Source organism: Mycolicibacterium sp. SMGY-1XX (assembly GCF_059132455.1).
This window is the reverse complement of sequence record NZ_CP101139.1, coordinates 2,836,022-2,849,480: the sequence shown is the minus strand read 5'-3', so window position 1 is coordinate 2,849,480 and position 13,459 is coordinate 2,836,022. Positions and strand designations below refer to the sequence as shown.

Annotated in this window: 16 protein-coding genes and 3 pseudogenes; 11 read left to right on the top strand and 8 right to left on the bottom strand. The window is 65.4% G+C overall.

The annotated features are described in order from the left end of the window. Positions 1–33: 33 nt before the first annotated feature. From NL241_RS14035 to NL241_RS14015, 5 genes are read right to left on the bottom strand one after another with little or no spacing between them, the layout of a single operon-like run. Positions 34–462, bottom strand: a complete 429-nt coding sequence (locus tag NL241_RS14035) for a VOC family protein (RefSeq protein ID WP_494397854.1) — start codon at positions 460–462, stop codon at positions 34–36. Beyond that, positions 459–1,616: an ABC transporter ATP-binding protein gene (locus NL241_RS14030; protein ID WP_494397853.1), complete on the bottom strand. Its 1,158-nt coding sequence runs from the start codon at positions 1,614–1,616 to the stop codon at positions 459–461. The genes NL241_RS14035 and NL241_RS14030 overlap by 4 nt, the downstream gene beginning before the upstream one ends. Continuing rightward, the gene (locus tag NL241_RS14025) at positions 1,609–2,445 is read right to left on the bottom strand and encodes an ABC transporter permease (RefSeq protein ID WP_494397852.1); all 837 of its coding nucleotides are present in this window, start codon (positions 2,443–2,445) and stop codon (positions 1,609–1,611) included. The genes NL241_RS14030 and NL241_RS14025 overlap by 8 nt, the downstream gene beginning before the upstream one ends. Continuing rightward, positions 2,442–3,296, bottom strand: coding sequence for an ABC transporter permease (locus tag NL241_RS14020; protein ID WP_494397851.1), 855 nt, complete (start codon positions 3,294–3,296; stop codon positions 2,442–2,444). Before NL241_RS14020 ends, NL241_RS14025 begins: the two co-directional genes overlap by 4 nt. After that, a complete protein-coding gene (locus NL241_RS14015; RefSeq protein ID WP_494397850.1) occupies positions 3,293–4,417 on the bottom strand; it encodes an ABC transporter substrate-binding protein in 1,125 nt (374 codons plus the stop codon). The genes NL241_RS14020 and NL241_RS14015 overlap by 4 nt, the downstream gene beginning before the upstream one ends. A gap of 120 nt (positions 4,418–4,537) precedes the next feature. On the opposite strand from NL241_RS14015, the gene NL241_RS14010 reads away from it, so the two are divergent. Further along, positions 4,538–5,584 (top strand): LacI family DNA-binding transcriptional regulator, encoded by a 1,047-nt coding sequence (locus NL241_RS14010; protein ID WP_494397849.1) that lies wholly within the window; start codon positions 4,538–4,540, stop codon positions 5,582–5,584. Positions 5,585–5,662: 78 nt separating this feature from the next. Here the strand turns inward: NL241_RS14010 and NL241_RS14005 are convergent. Further along, positions 5,663–5,773 (bottom strand): annotated as a pseudogene (locus tag NL241_RS14005) (DUF2277 family protein); the annotation flags it as partial. A gap of 10 nt (positions 5,774–5,783) precedes the next feature. Between NL241_RS14005 and NL241_RS14000 the strand changes: the two are divergent. Together NL241_RS14000 and NL241_RS13995 are read left to right on the top strand one after the other, a co-directional pair. Next, positions 5,784–6,264 (top strand): annotated as a pseudogene (locus NL241_RS14000) (enoyl-CoA hydratase-related protein); the annotation flags it as partial. Positions 6,265–6,490: 226 nt separating this feature from the next. Further along, a complete protein-coding gene (locus NL241_RS13995) occupies positions 6,491–7,057 on the top strand; it encodes an MmyB family transcriptional regulator (RefSeq protein WP_494397848.1) in 567 nt (188 codons plus the stop codon). Between the two features lie 25 nt (positions 7,058–7,082). Here the strand turns inward: NL241_RS13995 and NL241_RS13990 are convergent, their stop codons facing one another. Then, entirely contained in the window at positions 7,083–7,970 is an 888-nt protein-coding gene (locus NL241_RS13990; protein WP_494397847.1) for a helix-turn-helix transcriptional regulator, read from the bottom strand. Positions 7,971–8,078: 108 nt separating this feature from the next. On the opposite strand from NL241_RS13990, the gene NL241_RS13985 reads away from it, so the two are divergent. Then, entirely contained in the window at positions 8,079–8,342 is a 264-nt protein-coding gene (locus NL241_RS13985) for an Atu4866 domain-containing protein (protein ID WP_487692397.1), read from the top strand. Between the two features lie 6 nt (positions 8,343–8,348). Continuing rightward, complete coding sequence (locus tag NL241_RS13980; RefSeq protein WP_494397846.1) at positions 8,349–9,758, top strand: amidohydrolase family protein; 1,410 nt, start codon at positions 8,349–8,351, stop codon at positions 9,756–9,758. On the opposite strand, the gene NL241_RS13975 is transcribed toward NL241_RS13980, so the two are convergent. Then, the gene (locus NL241_RS13975) at positions 9,747–10,010 is read right to left on the bottom strand and encodes an SDR family oxidoreductase (protein WP_494397845.1); all 264 of its coding nucleotides are present in this window, start codon (positions 10,008–10,010) and stop codon (positions 9,747–9,749) included. The genes NL241_RS13980 and NL241_RS13975 overlap by 12 nt on opposite strands. Here NL241_RS13975 and NL241_RS13970 point away from each other — a divergent pair. The 6 genes and pseudogenes from NL241_RS13970 to NL241_RS13945 all read left to right on the top strand — a co-directional run. Beyond that, positions 10,011–10,109: pseudogene (locus tag NL241_RS13970) on the top strand (hypothetical protein); the annotation flags it as partial. Positions 10,110–10,297: 188 nt separating this feature from the next. Beyond that, complete coding sequence (locus NL241_RS13965) at positions 10,298–11,074, top strand: SDR family oxidoreductase (RefSeq protein WP_487692381.1); 777 nt, start codon at positions 10,298–10,300, stop codon at positions 11,072–11,074. Between the two features lie 34 nt (positions 11,075–11,108). Continuing rightward, positions 11,109–11,444 carry a putative quinol monooxygenase gene (locus NL241_RS13960; RefSeq protein ID WP_494397844.1) on the top strand — a complete coding sequence of 112 codons (336 nt, stop codon included), beginning with the start codon at positions 11,109–11,111 and terminating at the stop codon, positions 11,442–11,444. Then, positions 11,441–12,310, top strand: coding sequence for an oxidoreductase (locus NL241_RS13955; protein ID WP_494397843.1), 870 nt, complete (start codon positions 11,441–11,443; stop codon positions 12,308–12,310). The genes NL241_RS13960 and NL241_RS13955 overlap by 4 nt, the downstream gene beginning before the upstream one ends. Beyond that, positions 12,307–12,669: a putative quinol monooxygenase gene (locus tag NL241_RS13950; RefSeq protein ID WP_487692377.1), complete on the top strand. Its 363-nt coding sequence runs from the start codon at positions 12,307–12,309 to the stop codon at positions 12,667–12,669. The genes NL241_RS13955 and NL241_RS13950 overlap by 4 nt, the downstream gene beginning before the upstream one ends. A gap of 268 nt (positions 12,670–12,937) precedes the next feature. Continuing rightward, positions 12,938–13,414 carry an ester cyclase gene (locus NL241_RS13945; RefSeq protein ID WP_494397842.1) on the top strand — a complete coding sequence of 159 codons (477 nt, stop codon included), beginning with the start codon at positions 12,938–12,940 and terminating at the stop codon, positions 13,412–13,414. The last annotated feature ends 45 nt before the right edge of the window (positions 13,415–13,459 follow it).

Sequence of the window (13,459 nt, the reverse complement as noted above, 5' to 3'; positions counted from 1 at the left end):
CACGTCGAACTCCTTCAGTGGTGTGGATTCTGGTCAGGCCCAGCGCACGTCGTGGGCCTCGCTGAGGCTGAGTTTGTTGCCTTCGACGTCGTAGAAGTGCCGGAACTTGAACCACGACCCGTTGGGGTGCCGCCATATCTCTGCGTCCCCACACCACTCGACGGCACCGTCGAGTTCGGCGATCGCCGCGTCGAGATCGGCCACCAGGAACGCCAGCGACTCCAGCCCGGGGCGATTGTGCTCGATGTGGGGGCCGGCCTTGGGCAGATGCGCTCCCGCGCCCTGGAAGAAGTAGAGGGTGGTGGCTCCGCGAGTGCAGCCGGCGGTGGCGGCGAACCACGTCTGTCCGTCCTCGAACGGGTACGCCGGTGTCAGGCCGAGCACCCCGACATAGAAGTCGTACATCGCCCCGACGTCGGCGCAGGCGATGTCGTGGTTGTCCATGCCGATGACGACACTCATGATGTCCTCCCCGCCGTCAGAGACGGGTCGAGCGGCTCCGCGGGTGTGGATTCCGGGAGATGTTGGTCTGCTACGGGATCCGCGAAAAGGACGGCGTCTTCTGCCCGCCAGCCGACCGTCACCGAGTCGCCGGGGCGCCGGATGCGCTCCCGCGTGCCCGGGCCGTTGGCGGAGCTGACCACCAGGCGCTGCGTGTCGCACTGCACCGCGTACTGCGTCACCGGCCCCAGGAACACGGTCTCGGTGATCACTCCCGCCAGCCGGCAGGGTGTGTCGCGGGCGTCGGGGTCCAGCATCACGCACTCAGGACGGACGAGCAGGGTGGCCTCGGCGTTGTCGGGCACAGCACCGGCCCCGGCTACCGGCACGGTATGTCCCGACGGGAGTATCACGTGCGAACCCTTCCGCCGGCACGGCAACAGATTGGAGGTTCCGATGAACCCGGCGACGAAAGCGGTAGCGGGACAACGGTACAACCCGTCGGGGGTATCCACCTGTTCGAGTCGGCCCGCACGCATCACCGCGATACGATCCGACATCGACAGCGCCTCCTCTTGGTCGTGAGTCACGTAGAGAAAGGTGACGCCGACCTCGCGCTGGATTCGTTTCAGCTCCGTCTGCATCTGTCTACGCAGCTTCAGATCAAGTGCACCGAGGGGCTCATCCAGCAGAAGCACCTGTGGCATGGTGACCAGGGACCGCGCCAACGCCACGCGTTGACGCTGCCCCCCTGACAGTTGGCCGGGCAAGACGTCGGCGCGGGCGTTCATGTCGACGAGGTCGAGCATCTCGTTGACACGGCGGGTGATCTCGCGTCGGTTCACCTTGCGCCTCCGCAACCCGAAGGCGACGTTCTGGGCGACGGTGAGGTGTTCGAACAGCGCGTAGGACTGGAAGACGGTGTTGACGTCACGGCGGTACGGCGGCACGGTGGTGACGTCTTGACCGCCCAGCCACACGCTGCCCTCATCCGGGTAGATGAACCCGCCCAACAGTCGCAGTGTCGTGGTCTTGCCGCACCCGGACGGGCCGAGCAGCGAGAAGAATTCGCCGCGGTGAACAGACAGGGACACCGCGTCGACGGCCGGACCGCCGCGGTAGATCTTGGTGACCGACTTCAACTCCAGAGCAGATCCGGTTGCGGGCTCAGACATGCGAGAACTCCCCGATGCTGGGTTTCCGGACCTGCCGGGCCCGGCGAAGCTGGGCGGCGAGAAAGGCCGCCAGTCCGATCGCGGCGACGGTCACCACCAGCATGAGGACGCCGGCGGCGTTGACCACCGGTGTGATCCCGAACCTGATCATCCCGTAGATACGGACCGGCAACGGTGGGACACCCACTCCGGTGGCGAAGAAGCTGGTGATGAAGTTGTCGAAGCTCAGGACGAAGGAGAGCAGCGCGGCAGCGACCAGGGCGGGTCGCAATGCGGGCAAGGCGGTGAGCCGGAAAGCCTGCCAGCGGGTGGCGCCGAGATCCATTGCCGCGTCCTCGACTTCAGGGTTCAGAAGCGACAGGCGACTGCTGACGACCACTGTCACGAAAGCGAGGCAGAGCACGATGTGACTGATGATCACCGTGGTGGTCGACAGCGGGATACCGAGCTGGGTGAACATCAACAGCAGCGCCACACCGATGGCCGTCTCCGGCGTGAGGACCCGAAGCAGCACCGCACTGTTGCCGACGGCGCCCAGTCGCCTGCTTCCGCGGTTGATTCCCACGGCCAGCAATGTGCCCAACACCACCGAGGCCACGGTGGCGATCGCTGCGATGACGACGCTCAGACGCAGGGACGCCAGCAGGTCCGCGTCGTCGAAAAAGGCGCGGTACCACCGCAGGCTCATCCCGTCGAAGCTGGTCAACGACTCCGAGGCGTTGAATGAGAACACCGTCACCGTGACCAGCGGCAGGAACAGGAACACCAGCGCCGCACCGGTCACCAGCCACAACAGCCGCGGCTGGTCCGGGGTCGTCCCGGCCCTCACGAGATCACATCCGTGAGAGTGCGGCGCCCGCGCAGCATGACCACCACTGCGCCGACGCAGATCACCAGAGCGATCACCAACGTCACCGCGAGCGCGGAGCCGAAGGTCTGCGAGCCGCTGGCGACGAACTGGTCGGCGATGATGTTGCCCAGCATCGTGTTCGACGGTCCGCCCAAGAACTGCGCGGTGGCGAAGTCGCCGAGCGCCGGCAGGAACACCAACAAGCAACCGCCCAGCACGCCGTGTCGGGTGGCCGGGAGCGTCACGTGGAAGAAGGTTTGCGCGGGGGTGCCGAAAAGATCCTTGCCGGCGTCGATCAGTGTCGGGTCAAGATCTTTGAGCGCCGCGTAGAGCGGCAACACCATCAGCGGGAGATAGCCGTAGACCAGACCTGCCACCACGGCCACCCAGCTCCCGGTCAGGGTCATGGGGCCCAGCCCGACCCAACCCAGTACCGCATTCACCACGCCTGCGTCACTGAGCAGTTGCTTCCATGCGTAGATGCGGACCAGATAATCCACCAGCCATGGCACCACGACGAGCACGATCAAGGCGCCACCCCATCGACCGGCGAAGCGGGCCGCGGTATAGGCGACGGCGTAGCCGATCACGAGACAGACGACCGTGGCCAGCAGCGCATACAGCACAGTCCTGATGACGATCGCAGCGTTGTAGCTCTGGAACACCAGGGCGAAGTTCTCCCACGAGAATCCCAGTTGTGGGCGGCCCACCACGTCGGTGGTGCCCATCGAGAACACCATCAGCAGGCCGAGCGGGACCAGGAACAACGCCGCAAGGGTGATCAGGCCCGGCAGCGTGGCGGCAGTCCAGAGCCGGCGGTGCGGACTCACGATGCCTTGAACCTGTTCCACTGCTGTGTCCACAGCTGCTTGCGTGCACCGGTGGCCGATTCGCGCCACAGCGCACTCTGGTAATAGTCATCGCCGACGGCGAGCGTCGGGAACTCGGCCGTGGCTTCCCGGTAGGCCACGTCCCCGCTGGTGGTCCCCGTGAGCTGCGCGGTGAAATGCGCGTTGCGGGAGGACATCTCAGGCGATATCACCCAGTCCATGAACAGCATCGCGGTGCCGGGAGACTTCGCATTGGCACCGACGGTCAGAAGATCCATCCCGAACGGAACACCCTCTTCGGTGGTCAGCTCGAAGGCCAGACGGTCGGCGAACCGCGACTCGGACATCAGGTAGAAAGCATCGGGCACCCACGTGTGGTGAATCCACGCATCGCCGTTGCCCACGTTGGTGCGGGTGTCATTGGACACTCCTCCGAGCAGCGGCTTCAATGTGAGCAAACTGTCGATCGCCTTCGCCACCGCAGCGTCGTCCTCGGAGTTGAGGTCGGCCCCGTCACGCAACAGACTCGCCCCGATGGTGTCCAGCTGGTAGTCCAGCAGATAGATGTGACCCGCAGCGGATTCGTTGTCCCACAAATCATTCCACGAGTTGGTCGGCTGCATCTTGTCGGTGCGGTACACGATTCCGGTGGGGCCGCCGGAGTACGGTAAGGAGTGCAGGTCCCCGGCGTTCTCGTAGATCGGCTTGTGGAAGTATTCGAGCACCTCACCGCCATTGCCTAGCGACTCCAGCGTGAAGGGCCGGACCAGCCCACCTTCGATGGCCTGCGTCATGTAGGCACTGTTCGCGGTGATCAGGTCGTAGGGCAGGCCGGCGGCCAGCTTCTGCAACATGGTGTCGTTGGAATCGAACGGCACGGTCTCGACCTTCACGCCGTACTTCGTCTCGAAATCGCTGACGATCGTCGGCTCGACGTAATCTTCCCAGGTGAACCAGGTCAGATCACCGTCGACCTCGGGCTTCAGGTCCTCCGCGGGGGGCGCCGAGGTGCCGGTGGGGCCTCCACCGCAGGCGGCCAGTGCACCCATGGCCGCGGCGCCACCGAGACCGGCAAGCAGGGCACGCCGGGTGATGTTTCGGTTGGCAACCATCTGGCTCATGACGGCCCCTTCAGGGATGGATCACGACGCGGTCGAAGTGCAGCTAGTTGGGACGGTAACCCATAAATCGTTTTATATGAAGTCTTTCCCTGAAAAGTCCCGATCCGATACGGTCAGACCATGCCCCCGCGTCCCCGCTCCAGCCGTACCGGAGCCGACAGTGCCCGGCCACCCACGATCCAGGACATCGCCCGATCGCTGGGGCTGTCACCGGCCACAGTTTCCCTGTCGCTCAACGGAAAAGGCACCATCGCGGCCAGTACCCGGGACCGGGTTCTGGCCGAGGCGCAACGCGTCGGCTACGTCGCCAACTCGATAGCGCAGGGGCTGCGCGCCGGACGCACCAATGTGCTTGCGTTGACAATCAGATCTCTCGACTTTCGGGGCGAATACCGCCCCGAGGGCGTCGACCACTTCACCCGGGTGGCCGGCTTCGCGGCATTCACCGCATTGGACCGCGGCTTCCGCCTCATGCTCGTGCCGGCCCGTAAAGATGAACTCGATGTCGATCCTCGGTGGGCCGACGGGTACGTGATCGAAGACCCCCTGACCAAGGACCCGTTCGTCGCCAAGCTCCGCGCGCACGGGGTACCGGTGGTGACGATCGGCTGGGACCCGGCTCAGAAGACCCGGACACCGTATGTCTCGAACGACATCAATGCTGTGACAAGGCAACTACTCGGCATCTTGCGTGACGGTGGAGCCACCAGGGTGTGGCTGGTAGCCGGTGAAGAACCCAACTCGTGGAACCAGATCACACGTCAGACCTACCGCACCTGGTGCCAGGAAACGGGCATCGAACCGCGCGTGCTCAAGCTCGCCGAAAAGGGGGGCACCGCGGCGGGGTATGAACTCGCCACCGAGATCATGGGTAAGGCCGACTCACCCGATGGTGTCTTGTGCCTGACGGGACGTCACGCCAGTGGGTTCGCTCGCGGCTGCCAGGACATGGGTATCCGGATCCCCGATGATCTGCTGATCGCGGCGGGCAACGATGCCGAACAGGCCCGTACCTCCAATCCGGGCATCACCGCGGCCGATCTCCAGGCAGAGCAACTCGGCCGCGAAGCGGTCGAACTGCTGGCCGACATCATCACCTTCGGCTCGTCGGAAAAGGCCCGCACCATTCCCACGCGGATCCTCATCCGCGGCTCCACCCAACGGTGAGACGGCGTCCGTGGACGACCGCACGCATTCGTACAGCAGACACGGCGTGTTGGCGGGCAAACACCCGCGCTCACCTCAGACGGTGGTGACGCTGCCGACCTTGCGCACATACTGACGGGCCGCCGCCTCGATTTCCTCGGGTGTGGCCGCGGGCTCGAGCCGATGTAGTTTGGTGATGTTCCGGCACATACCATCCACGATGGGTGTGATTGTGCCCACCGCACCGGTGAAGGCCGTAAGTGACGTCCTGCTGATCGATACCGCCAACCGCGTGCGCACCGTGACGCCTAACCGTCCGCAGCCCCGTAACGCGCTGTCGTCACAGCTGCGACGCGATTTCTTCGACGTCCAGGCCGAGGCCGAAGCCGGCGGAACCGTCGAGTCGTCATCATCACCGGCATCCACCCGGTGTTCTGCGCCGGCCTCGATCTCAAGGAGCTCGGCGACACCCCGAACCGCCCGACATCTCGCCGAAGTGGCCGGCGATGCCCAAGCCGGTGATCGGCGCCACCAACGGCGCGGCGATCACCGGCGGCCTGGAGCCGGCGTTGTACTGCGACATCCGGCTCGCTTTCCATCAGGCCCGCTTCGCCGACACCCACGCCTGAGTGGGGCTGCTGCAGAAATGGGGCTTGAGCGTGCGGTTGCCGCAGAAAGTCGGCGTGGGATTGGTCCGCCAGCCGCAACGCCGTGATCGAACGCGGCCGCAGCCAGGTGCGCTGACTTTCCGGGCCCGGGGGCACGCCCCTGGGGTTCGGGGCCGGTACTTCACACAGGGTGGGTGTGACACAACCAGGTGGGGCATCGCCGGCCGCGGGATCGTGGACGGTATGACACAGCTCCCCCCGCGTCCGAGGCGCCACGTCAGGCACCGCGGTGTGGATTCGTTGTTCTCGGTGTGCCCCGATGGAGGCTGACGAACCGGCCCGGCCCCGGTCGTCGGTGCCCGGCCGACCGGGTTTTGTCCTGACCCTGGCGGTGCTGGTCGACTGCCTACCCAACACCCCCGCCATCGTGGTCAACGACATCGGCGACATTCTCGACGCCAACGTACTGGCCCGGGAGTTGTTCTCCGAATACACCATTCGCGACAACCTGGTTCGGATGATGTTCCTCGATCCGGCCGCAGGGTTGGACACGCCGGCCTGGCGCGACCAGGCACGCGACGTGCTCGCAACACTGCGCCGGGCCTACCAGCAGGCACCGTCGCACAGCGCCACGAGTGCCCTGGTGAGCGAGCTGCTTAGGCTCAGCGCGGCGTTCAGGAGGATGTGGCTACGGCGGGAATGGACCGCCGACGGTCGGACAACGCGAGTCTTTCACCACCGCGACGTGGGTGCGCTGGTGGTCGATGAAGTGTTACTGGCCAGTGCCGCCGAACCCGGCAGGAACGTCCTGGTCTACGTTGCGGCACCGGGATCGTCCAGTGACCATGCGCTGCGGATCCTCGGATCGTTGCGCGCGTCCGTGTGACCGGGTCCGGTGTTGACGGCCCGGGTCAGGAAACCACCTCGGCACCAGCAGAGTGCTGGGCGCTGCCGCGGCGAAGCTGCTCCCGCAGGGACAGCAGCCGCGTTTCACTGATGCTGCCGGGTTCTGGTTGGTACACCACGAGCTGCTGCCCGGGTGCGCTCATCACCTGGAAAGCGTGGAAGTTGATCACGATGTCGCCGACACGTTCATGCCTGAGCAGCTTTGTCTCCTGCGTCTTGGGGCTGATGTCGTACTTCTGCCACATCCGCTCGAATTCGTCGTCCGCGCGAAGTTCCGCGATCAGGGCGTCACGCTCGTGCGCGTTGTGATGCTGACGCATCGTCGCCCGCAGCGACCCGACAGAGGATTCAGCGGCACGCGTCCAGTCGACGAAGAAGCGCTTGCCCGCCGGGTCCAGGAACACGTTGCGGACGAGGTTCCTGTGGTCGCCGAACGAGCTGAAGAGTTCTGTCGCAAGCGGATTGAGCTGTGTGAAGTTCAGTAGCGGGTCCAGGATGAATGCCGCAGCACCGTCCCATGCATCGAGCATGTTCCTCAACGTCGGGTCCACGGAGTCCTTCGACGGAACCGCTTGCGGCGCAAGCCCGGCGAGCAGACGCAGGTGATCGTCCTGGTGCCGGTTCAGTTTCAGTGCGGCGGCCAACGCCTCGACAACCTGCTCGGACGGGTGCTTCTCGCGGCCTTGCTCCAGACGCACGTAGTAGTCCGTGCTGAGCCCGGCGAGCTCGGCGACCTCCTCACGACGGAGGCCCGGCACACGACGGGCGGTCAGCGTGGCAAAAGGATAGGTGTCCGCCGCAGCAGCATTGCGACGCGCCCGCAGGAATGCCCCGAGGTTGTCATCAGCCATTCCCTGAGAATACCGACCATCCTGCCGCACAGTGCAGCTCACGATCCGAGCCGTGCCAACGTGGGTGTCCTGCACCCACGCTGTGCGACCGGATTCTTTCTAATCTCAGCTCGACCCGAGATCACCACGTCGACCAGATCGGACCACAGCGTGAGCAACAACACCTCCACCGCACCTTCCGACGTAGTCGGAATGTGGGTCACAGCAGACGGCTACATCCGCCAGGAACTGCTGCCGAACGGCCGCTACGACGAGGCACGCGGCCACAGGGCGAGCGCCTACACCGGGACCTATACCGTGACCGGCTCGCACCTGGATTACCTCGACGACACCGGCTTCACTGCAACGGGAGACATCCGCGACGGTGTGCTCTATCACGAGCACCTGGTGTTGTACCGCGAAGAGAGGATCTGATCGGCGATGCACACCTCAGCCATCGGTGACACCCTCGCAGCCACCGCAGGTGATCCCCTGCGGCGGATCCTGCTGACCGGAGGGGCCGTCGTCACGATGGACCCCGAGATCGGTGACCTCTCCACAGGTGACGTCCTGATCGAAGGATCCAAGATCATCGACGTCGGCGCCGATCTGCGCGCCGCCGGCGCCGCGACCGACGCGATCGTCGTCGACACTTCCTCGGCCGTCGTGTGCCCGGGGTTCGTCGACACCCATCGACACGCGTGGGAGACACAGTTGCGCCGCATCATGCCCGACGTCAACGACCTCGGCGAATACGTCATGAGCACGCTCAGCGGCCTGGCCCCGCGCTATGAACCCGCGGACATCTACACCGGCACCAGACTCGCCGCCCTCACTGCGCTGGACAGCGGGGTGACCTGCATGCTGGATTTCTCGCACAATTCGCGCACCGCCGAGCACTCCGATGCCGCCATCGCGGCCCTTGCCGACGCGCGGATACGCGGTGTGCACGCGTCCATGGGCCCGCACTTCGGGCAGTGGGACCATCAATGGCCCGCGGATGTGAAACGTCTTCGGGAACAGTACTTCTCGTCCGAGGATCAACTGTTGACGCTACGACTGGCCGCCCTTGCCACCGATGAGGTCGCCGGCCCCGAGCTCGCCTTCGGCGCAGAGCTCGCCCGGATAGCACAAGAGCTGGACCTGTGGGTCAGCATCGACGCGGTGTTCGGTGCCGCGTCCTCGGCGGCCATCCTGGACTGGCACGACGCCGGCATCCTCGATGACCGGCTGACACTGATCCACTGCACCGGCCTGACCGACGAGGCGTGGGCCGCGATCGGCGCGGCGGGTACCAGTGTGTCTCTGGCACCGTCCTCGGACGCCCAGATCGGTCTGGAGTCCGCCGTTCCCGCCGTCGACGAGGCGCTGCGGGCAGGCATCCGCCCCGGGTTGAGCATCGACGTCGAGGTGGCGCTGCCCAGTGACATGTTCACCCAGATGCGCACACTCCTGGCGATCCAGCGCATGCTCGCGGTCAATTCGGTGTACGGCAGCACCACCGAACCGCAGCGCATCACCACCCGCGACGTGCTCGACTTCGCGACACTGCAGGGCGCGCACGCCAACGGCCTCGGGGACGTCACCGGTTCCCTCACCCCGGGCAAGCAAGCCGACCTGTTGATCGTCGCGGCGGCGGACGTCAACAACATGCCGCTCAACGACGCGGTGGGCACTGTCGTTCTCGGCGCTGACCCGCGAAACATCGAGGCCGTTGTGGTCGCAGGTCAGGTCGTGAAGTGGGACCGAGCGCTCGTCGGTGTCGACCTCGCGCAACTCAGAGGCGAGGTGACCGCATCGCGGGATCGTCTCCTGGCAGCACACGAGCGGTCCGATCACTCATCGCAGTGATCCACTGATGCTGCGGCCGCCGCACACGGTGATGGTCTGCCCGGTGACATAGCCGGCCTCCGGCGCGGCAAGGTAGCCGACCGTGCGGGCGATATCGTCGGGTCGGCCGACCCTTCCGACCGGGATGGACTGCATTATTCTCTCGATGATGTTGTCCGGCAGTGATTTTGACATCGGCGTCTCCACGAAACCGGGTGCGATGCAGTTCACCGTGATGCCGTCGGCAGCCAGCTGTAGGCGGCGTGGTTCCACAACTGGCTACCTCCGCAGAGTGCGGTACTCGTCGGTTGCGGCGTACCCACCGGTTGGGGCACTGCCGTCAACGCCGGCAGCGTCCGTCCAGGTGACACCATCTGCGGCACCATAGATTTTGAGCTCTGACGAGCGCGGCGGCGGCGCGTTCACCGGGCGCGGCGAGGGTAGGAGTTTCCCACCCTGTTTCTGCTCCTTTGACTGACCAATAGTGGTCTCGGGAGCAAGGAGTTCCCAGGCACCGAACCGGCACAACGGTTCTCGTCACGTTGAAGGAGCAGCAGATCATGAGCACACTCATCGAAGGCACTCCCCTGGCCGGCCGGGTCGCGGTCGTCACCGGAGCGTCCAGCGGCATCGGCGAAGCCACCGCGGAGAGGTTCGCCGAACTCGGCGCCAAGGTCGCACTCGTCGCGCGCCGGAAAGATCTGCTCGACGGGATCGCCGAGCGGATCACCACGAAGGGCGGCACTGCGTTGGTGGTGCCCACCGACGTGACCGACCGCGCCGCTGTCCTTGCCGCCGCGGAGCACATCGCCGTCGAATTGGGTGCGGTGGACCTCGTTTTCGCCAACGCCGGAGTCCAGCTGATCTCCGAGATCGGCGACCTCAAGGTGCAGGACTGGGACGCCCAGATCGATCTGAACATCAAGGGCGTGATGAACACCATTCAGGCGTTTGTCGGATCCCTCGAGTCCGCGGGCAGCGAAGGCCGACCGGCCGACCTCATCACCACCTCGTCGATCGCGGCCACCAGGGTGCTCGAGAAGTTCCAGGTGTACTCCGGCACCAAGGCGTTCATCAGCCACCTCACCCGGCTGCTGCGCACCGAACTCGGGCGTAAGAACGTCCGGGTCGCCACGGTCGAACCCGGCATGGTGGACACCGAACTGCCCGACCACGTCACCGACCCGGACGCCACCAAGCTGATGGCCGACCTGATCGAGCAGATCGACGTCCTGCAGTCTGCGGACGTGGCAGAGACGGTCGCGTTCGTCGCCGCGCTGCCCAAGCATGTGAACCTCACCGAGATCACGATTCTCCCGACGGCGCAGGCCATCTGACCGGACCCGGCCCACCACGAGGAAGGAGGAACAGGTGTCGACCACCCGGCCCGGACGCACCAACGTGGCCCTGGCGACCGCCAAGCCCGGTATGTCGGAAACCCTGGGCGCCCAGTTGCTGAAACTGATCACCCCCACCCGCGCTGAACCGGGCTGCCTGCGGTACGAGATCCACCGCGCCGTGCAGGACCGTCAATCCTGGATGATTCTCGAATCATGGCGTGCACCATCTGATTTCGACGCTCACATGCAGGCCCCGTACGTGCGCGAATTCCTGGCGCAGGTACCTGCCCTGTGCGTCCGCGACATCGAAATCGGCGAATATCAAGACGTTTCCGCCACCACCGTTGACACAGGAGGGAACCTATGACTGCCCCACAATCACAGGTCTGGATGGTCACCGGATGCTCCACCGGCTTCGGCCGCAGTCTTGCCGAGCATCTCCTGGACCACGGACAGAAGGTCGTCGCCACGGCACGCGACATCTCCACCGTGTCCGACCTGGCCGACCGGGGCGACGCGCTGCTCCTGCCACTCGACGTCGTGAATCGTGAGCAGTGCACCGAGGTGGTCACAGCCGCGGTGGACCATTTCGGTACCGTCGACGTGCTGGTCAACAACGCGGGCATCGGCTACTTCGGCGCCGTCGAAGAAACCGACGACAAGGTCGCCCGACTCCTGTTCGACGTCAACTTCTTCGGTACCGCCAACACCATCCACGCGGTCCTGCCCATCATGCGATCTCGTCGCCGCGGCACGATCATCAACCTCACCTCGATCGGCGGCCTCAGCGGATTCGCTGCCGTGGGCTACTACTCGGCCAGCAAGTTCGCCGTGGAAGGCCTGTCCGAGTCGTTGCGGATCGAAGTGGCGCCGCTGGGGCTCGACGTCATGGTGGTGGAGCCCAGTGGATTCCGAACCAACTGGGCGGCCTCCTCCAACGAGGTCGAGTCCACGATCGAGGACTACGACCAGACCGCCGGGCAGGCCCGGCGCGCCTACCACCAGTCCGTCGGCAATCAGGCCGGGGACCCGGCGCGGGCTGCCGCGGCCATCTACGAGGCAGCCACCAGCGCCCAGCCACCACAACGTCTGCTGCTGGGCAACGAGGCCGTCGATGTCGCCCTTGCCAAAGCAGCGGCACTGCAGGCCGATATCGCGGCCTGGGAACACGTGTCACGGGGAGCCGACTTTCCCGGCGAGAATTACAGCGACGAAGGAGAGAACCGACAATGACACAGGTGACCAACATCGCGTTCATCAGGGCCAGGAGCGGGCTCGGCGATGAGCTCGGCCGTGGACTTCTGGAGCTTGTCGAACCGTCCCGCGAGGAACCGGGCTGCATCAACTACGACGTGCACCGGTCCGAGGCCGACCCCGACCTGTGGTTCGTGTACGAGAACTGGAGCTCCGCAGAGGATCTCGCGCAGCACTTCACCTTGCCGCACATGCAGGCCTTTGCCGCGGCGATTCCGCGGCTGGTCGACGGTGACCTGGACCTGCGACGGTTCGGCATGGTGTCGACCCCACGGGACCGAGGTCACCGGTCCTCGGGCACCCCGGACCGCGGTGACGTTGCCGGAGCAGAGATCTGATCGGCCACCAGCCGGCGCAGCTGGTCGAGCGCGTCCGTGCGGCTGATGCGGTTCATCAGGATCTGAACCCCGAGACCCTCGACGTAACGCAGGATGAACAATGCGGTGGCGTCGGGGGCACTCGCGGGCGTCGAACGGCCGTCAGTGGCGCGGACGCTACCGCGAGGTCGGGACCCGGCGCGTCACGGGCAAACGTATTCTGCGGATCATGTCGTCGTCCCAGCTCACCCCGGCAACTCCCTCCACATCACAGAAGGTGAACACACCCATGTCACACCACGAACACAGCGAAGAAGCAGGCTTGCCGGACTCTGCGGCGGAGGCCGCCAAGGCCGTGGTCCGCCGCAACACCGAGCAGGTCCAGGGACAAGGCGATTTCGCCCTTTTCGAAGAGCTCTTCGCCGAGGACTTCGTCGACCACACCCCCCAGCCCGGCACCACTGCGGACAAGGCTGGAGTACGGGTCCTCTACAAACGGCTGCGGGCGGCGTTCCCTGACTTTCGACCCGAGATCGGTTGGCAGACAGTGGACGGAGACATCGTCACCACCTACAAGGTGTATCACGGCACCCACCAGGGTGATTTTCTCGGCATCGCAGGCACCGGCAGGTCCGTTGCCTTCGAAACGGTTGACGCGATGCGCGTCCGCGACGGGAAGATCACCGACCACTGGGGCGTCGCCAACCTGTACTCGGTGCTCCAGCAGCTCGACCAGCTGCCCACCGAACCGAACGGCGGTAACTGACCTGAAGACAAGCTCTTCTGCCGATCGGGTATCGACACACACCTC

Bases quoted from the DNA above. Each gene is read 5' to 3' on its own strand.
- NL241_RS13965 (WP_487692381.1), top strand. From the start codon at position 10,298: ATGAGCACACTCATCGAAGGCACTCCCCTGGCCGGCCGGGTCGCGGTC.
- NL241_RS13945 (WP_494397842.1), top strand. From the start codon at position 12,938: ATGTCACACCACGAACACAGCGAAGAAGCAGGCTTGCCGGACTCTGCG.
- NL241_RS14030 (WP_494397853.1), bottom strand. From the start codon at position 1,616: ATGTCTGAGCCCGCAACCGGATCTGCTCTGGAGTTGAAGTCGGTCACC.
- NL241_RS13950 (WP_487692377.1), top strand. From the start codon at position 12,307: ATGACACAGGTGACCAACATCGCGTTCATCAGGGCCAGGAGCGGGCTC.
- NL241_RS14035 (WP_494397854.1), bottom strand. From the start codon at position 462: ATGAGTGTCGTCATCGGCATGGACAACCACGACATCGCCTGCGCCGAC.
- NL241_RS14010 (WP_494397849.1), top strand. From the start codon at position 4,538: ATGCCCCCGCGTCCCCGCTCCAGCCGTACCGGAGCCGACAGTGCCCGG.
- NL241_RS13955 (WP_494397843.1), top strand. From the start codon at position 11,441: ATGACTGCCCCACAATCACAGGTCTGGATGGTCACCGGATGCTCCACC.
- NL241_RS14015 (WP_494397850.1), bottom strand. From the start codon at position 4,417: ATGAGCCAGATGGTTGCCAACCGAAACATCACCCGGCGTGCCCTGCTT.
- NL241_RS13995 (WP_494397848.1), top strand. From the start codon at position 6,491: ATGGAGGCTGACGAACCGGCCCGGCCCCGGTCGTCGGTGCCCGGCCGA.
- NL241_RS13980 (WP_494397846.1), top strand. From the start codon at position 8,349: ATGCACACCTCAGCCATCGGTGACACCCTCGCAGCCACCGCAGGTGAT.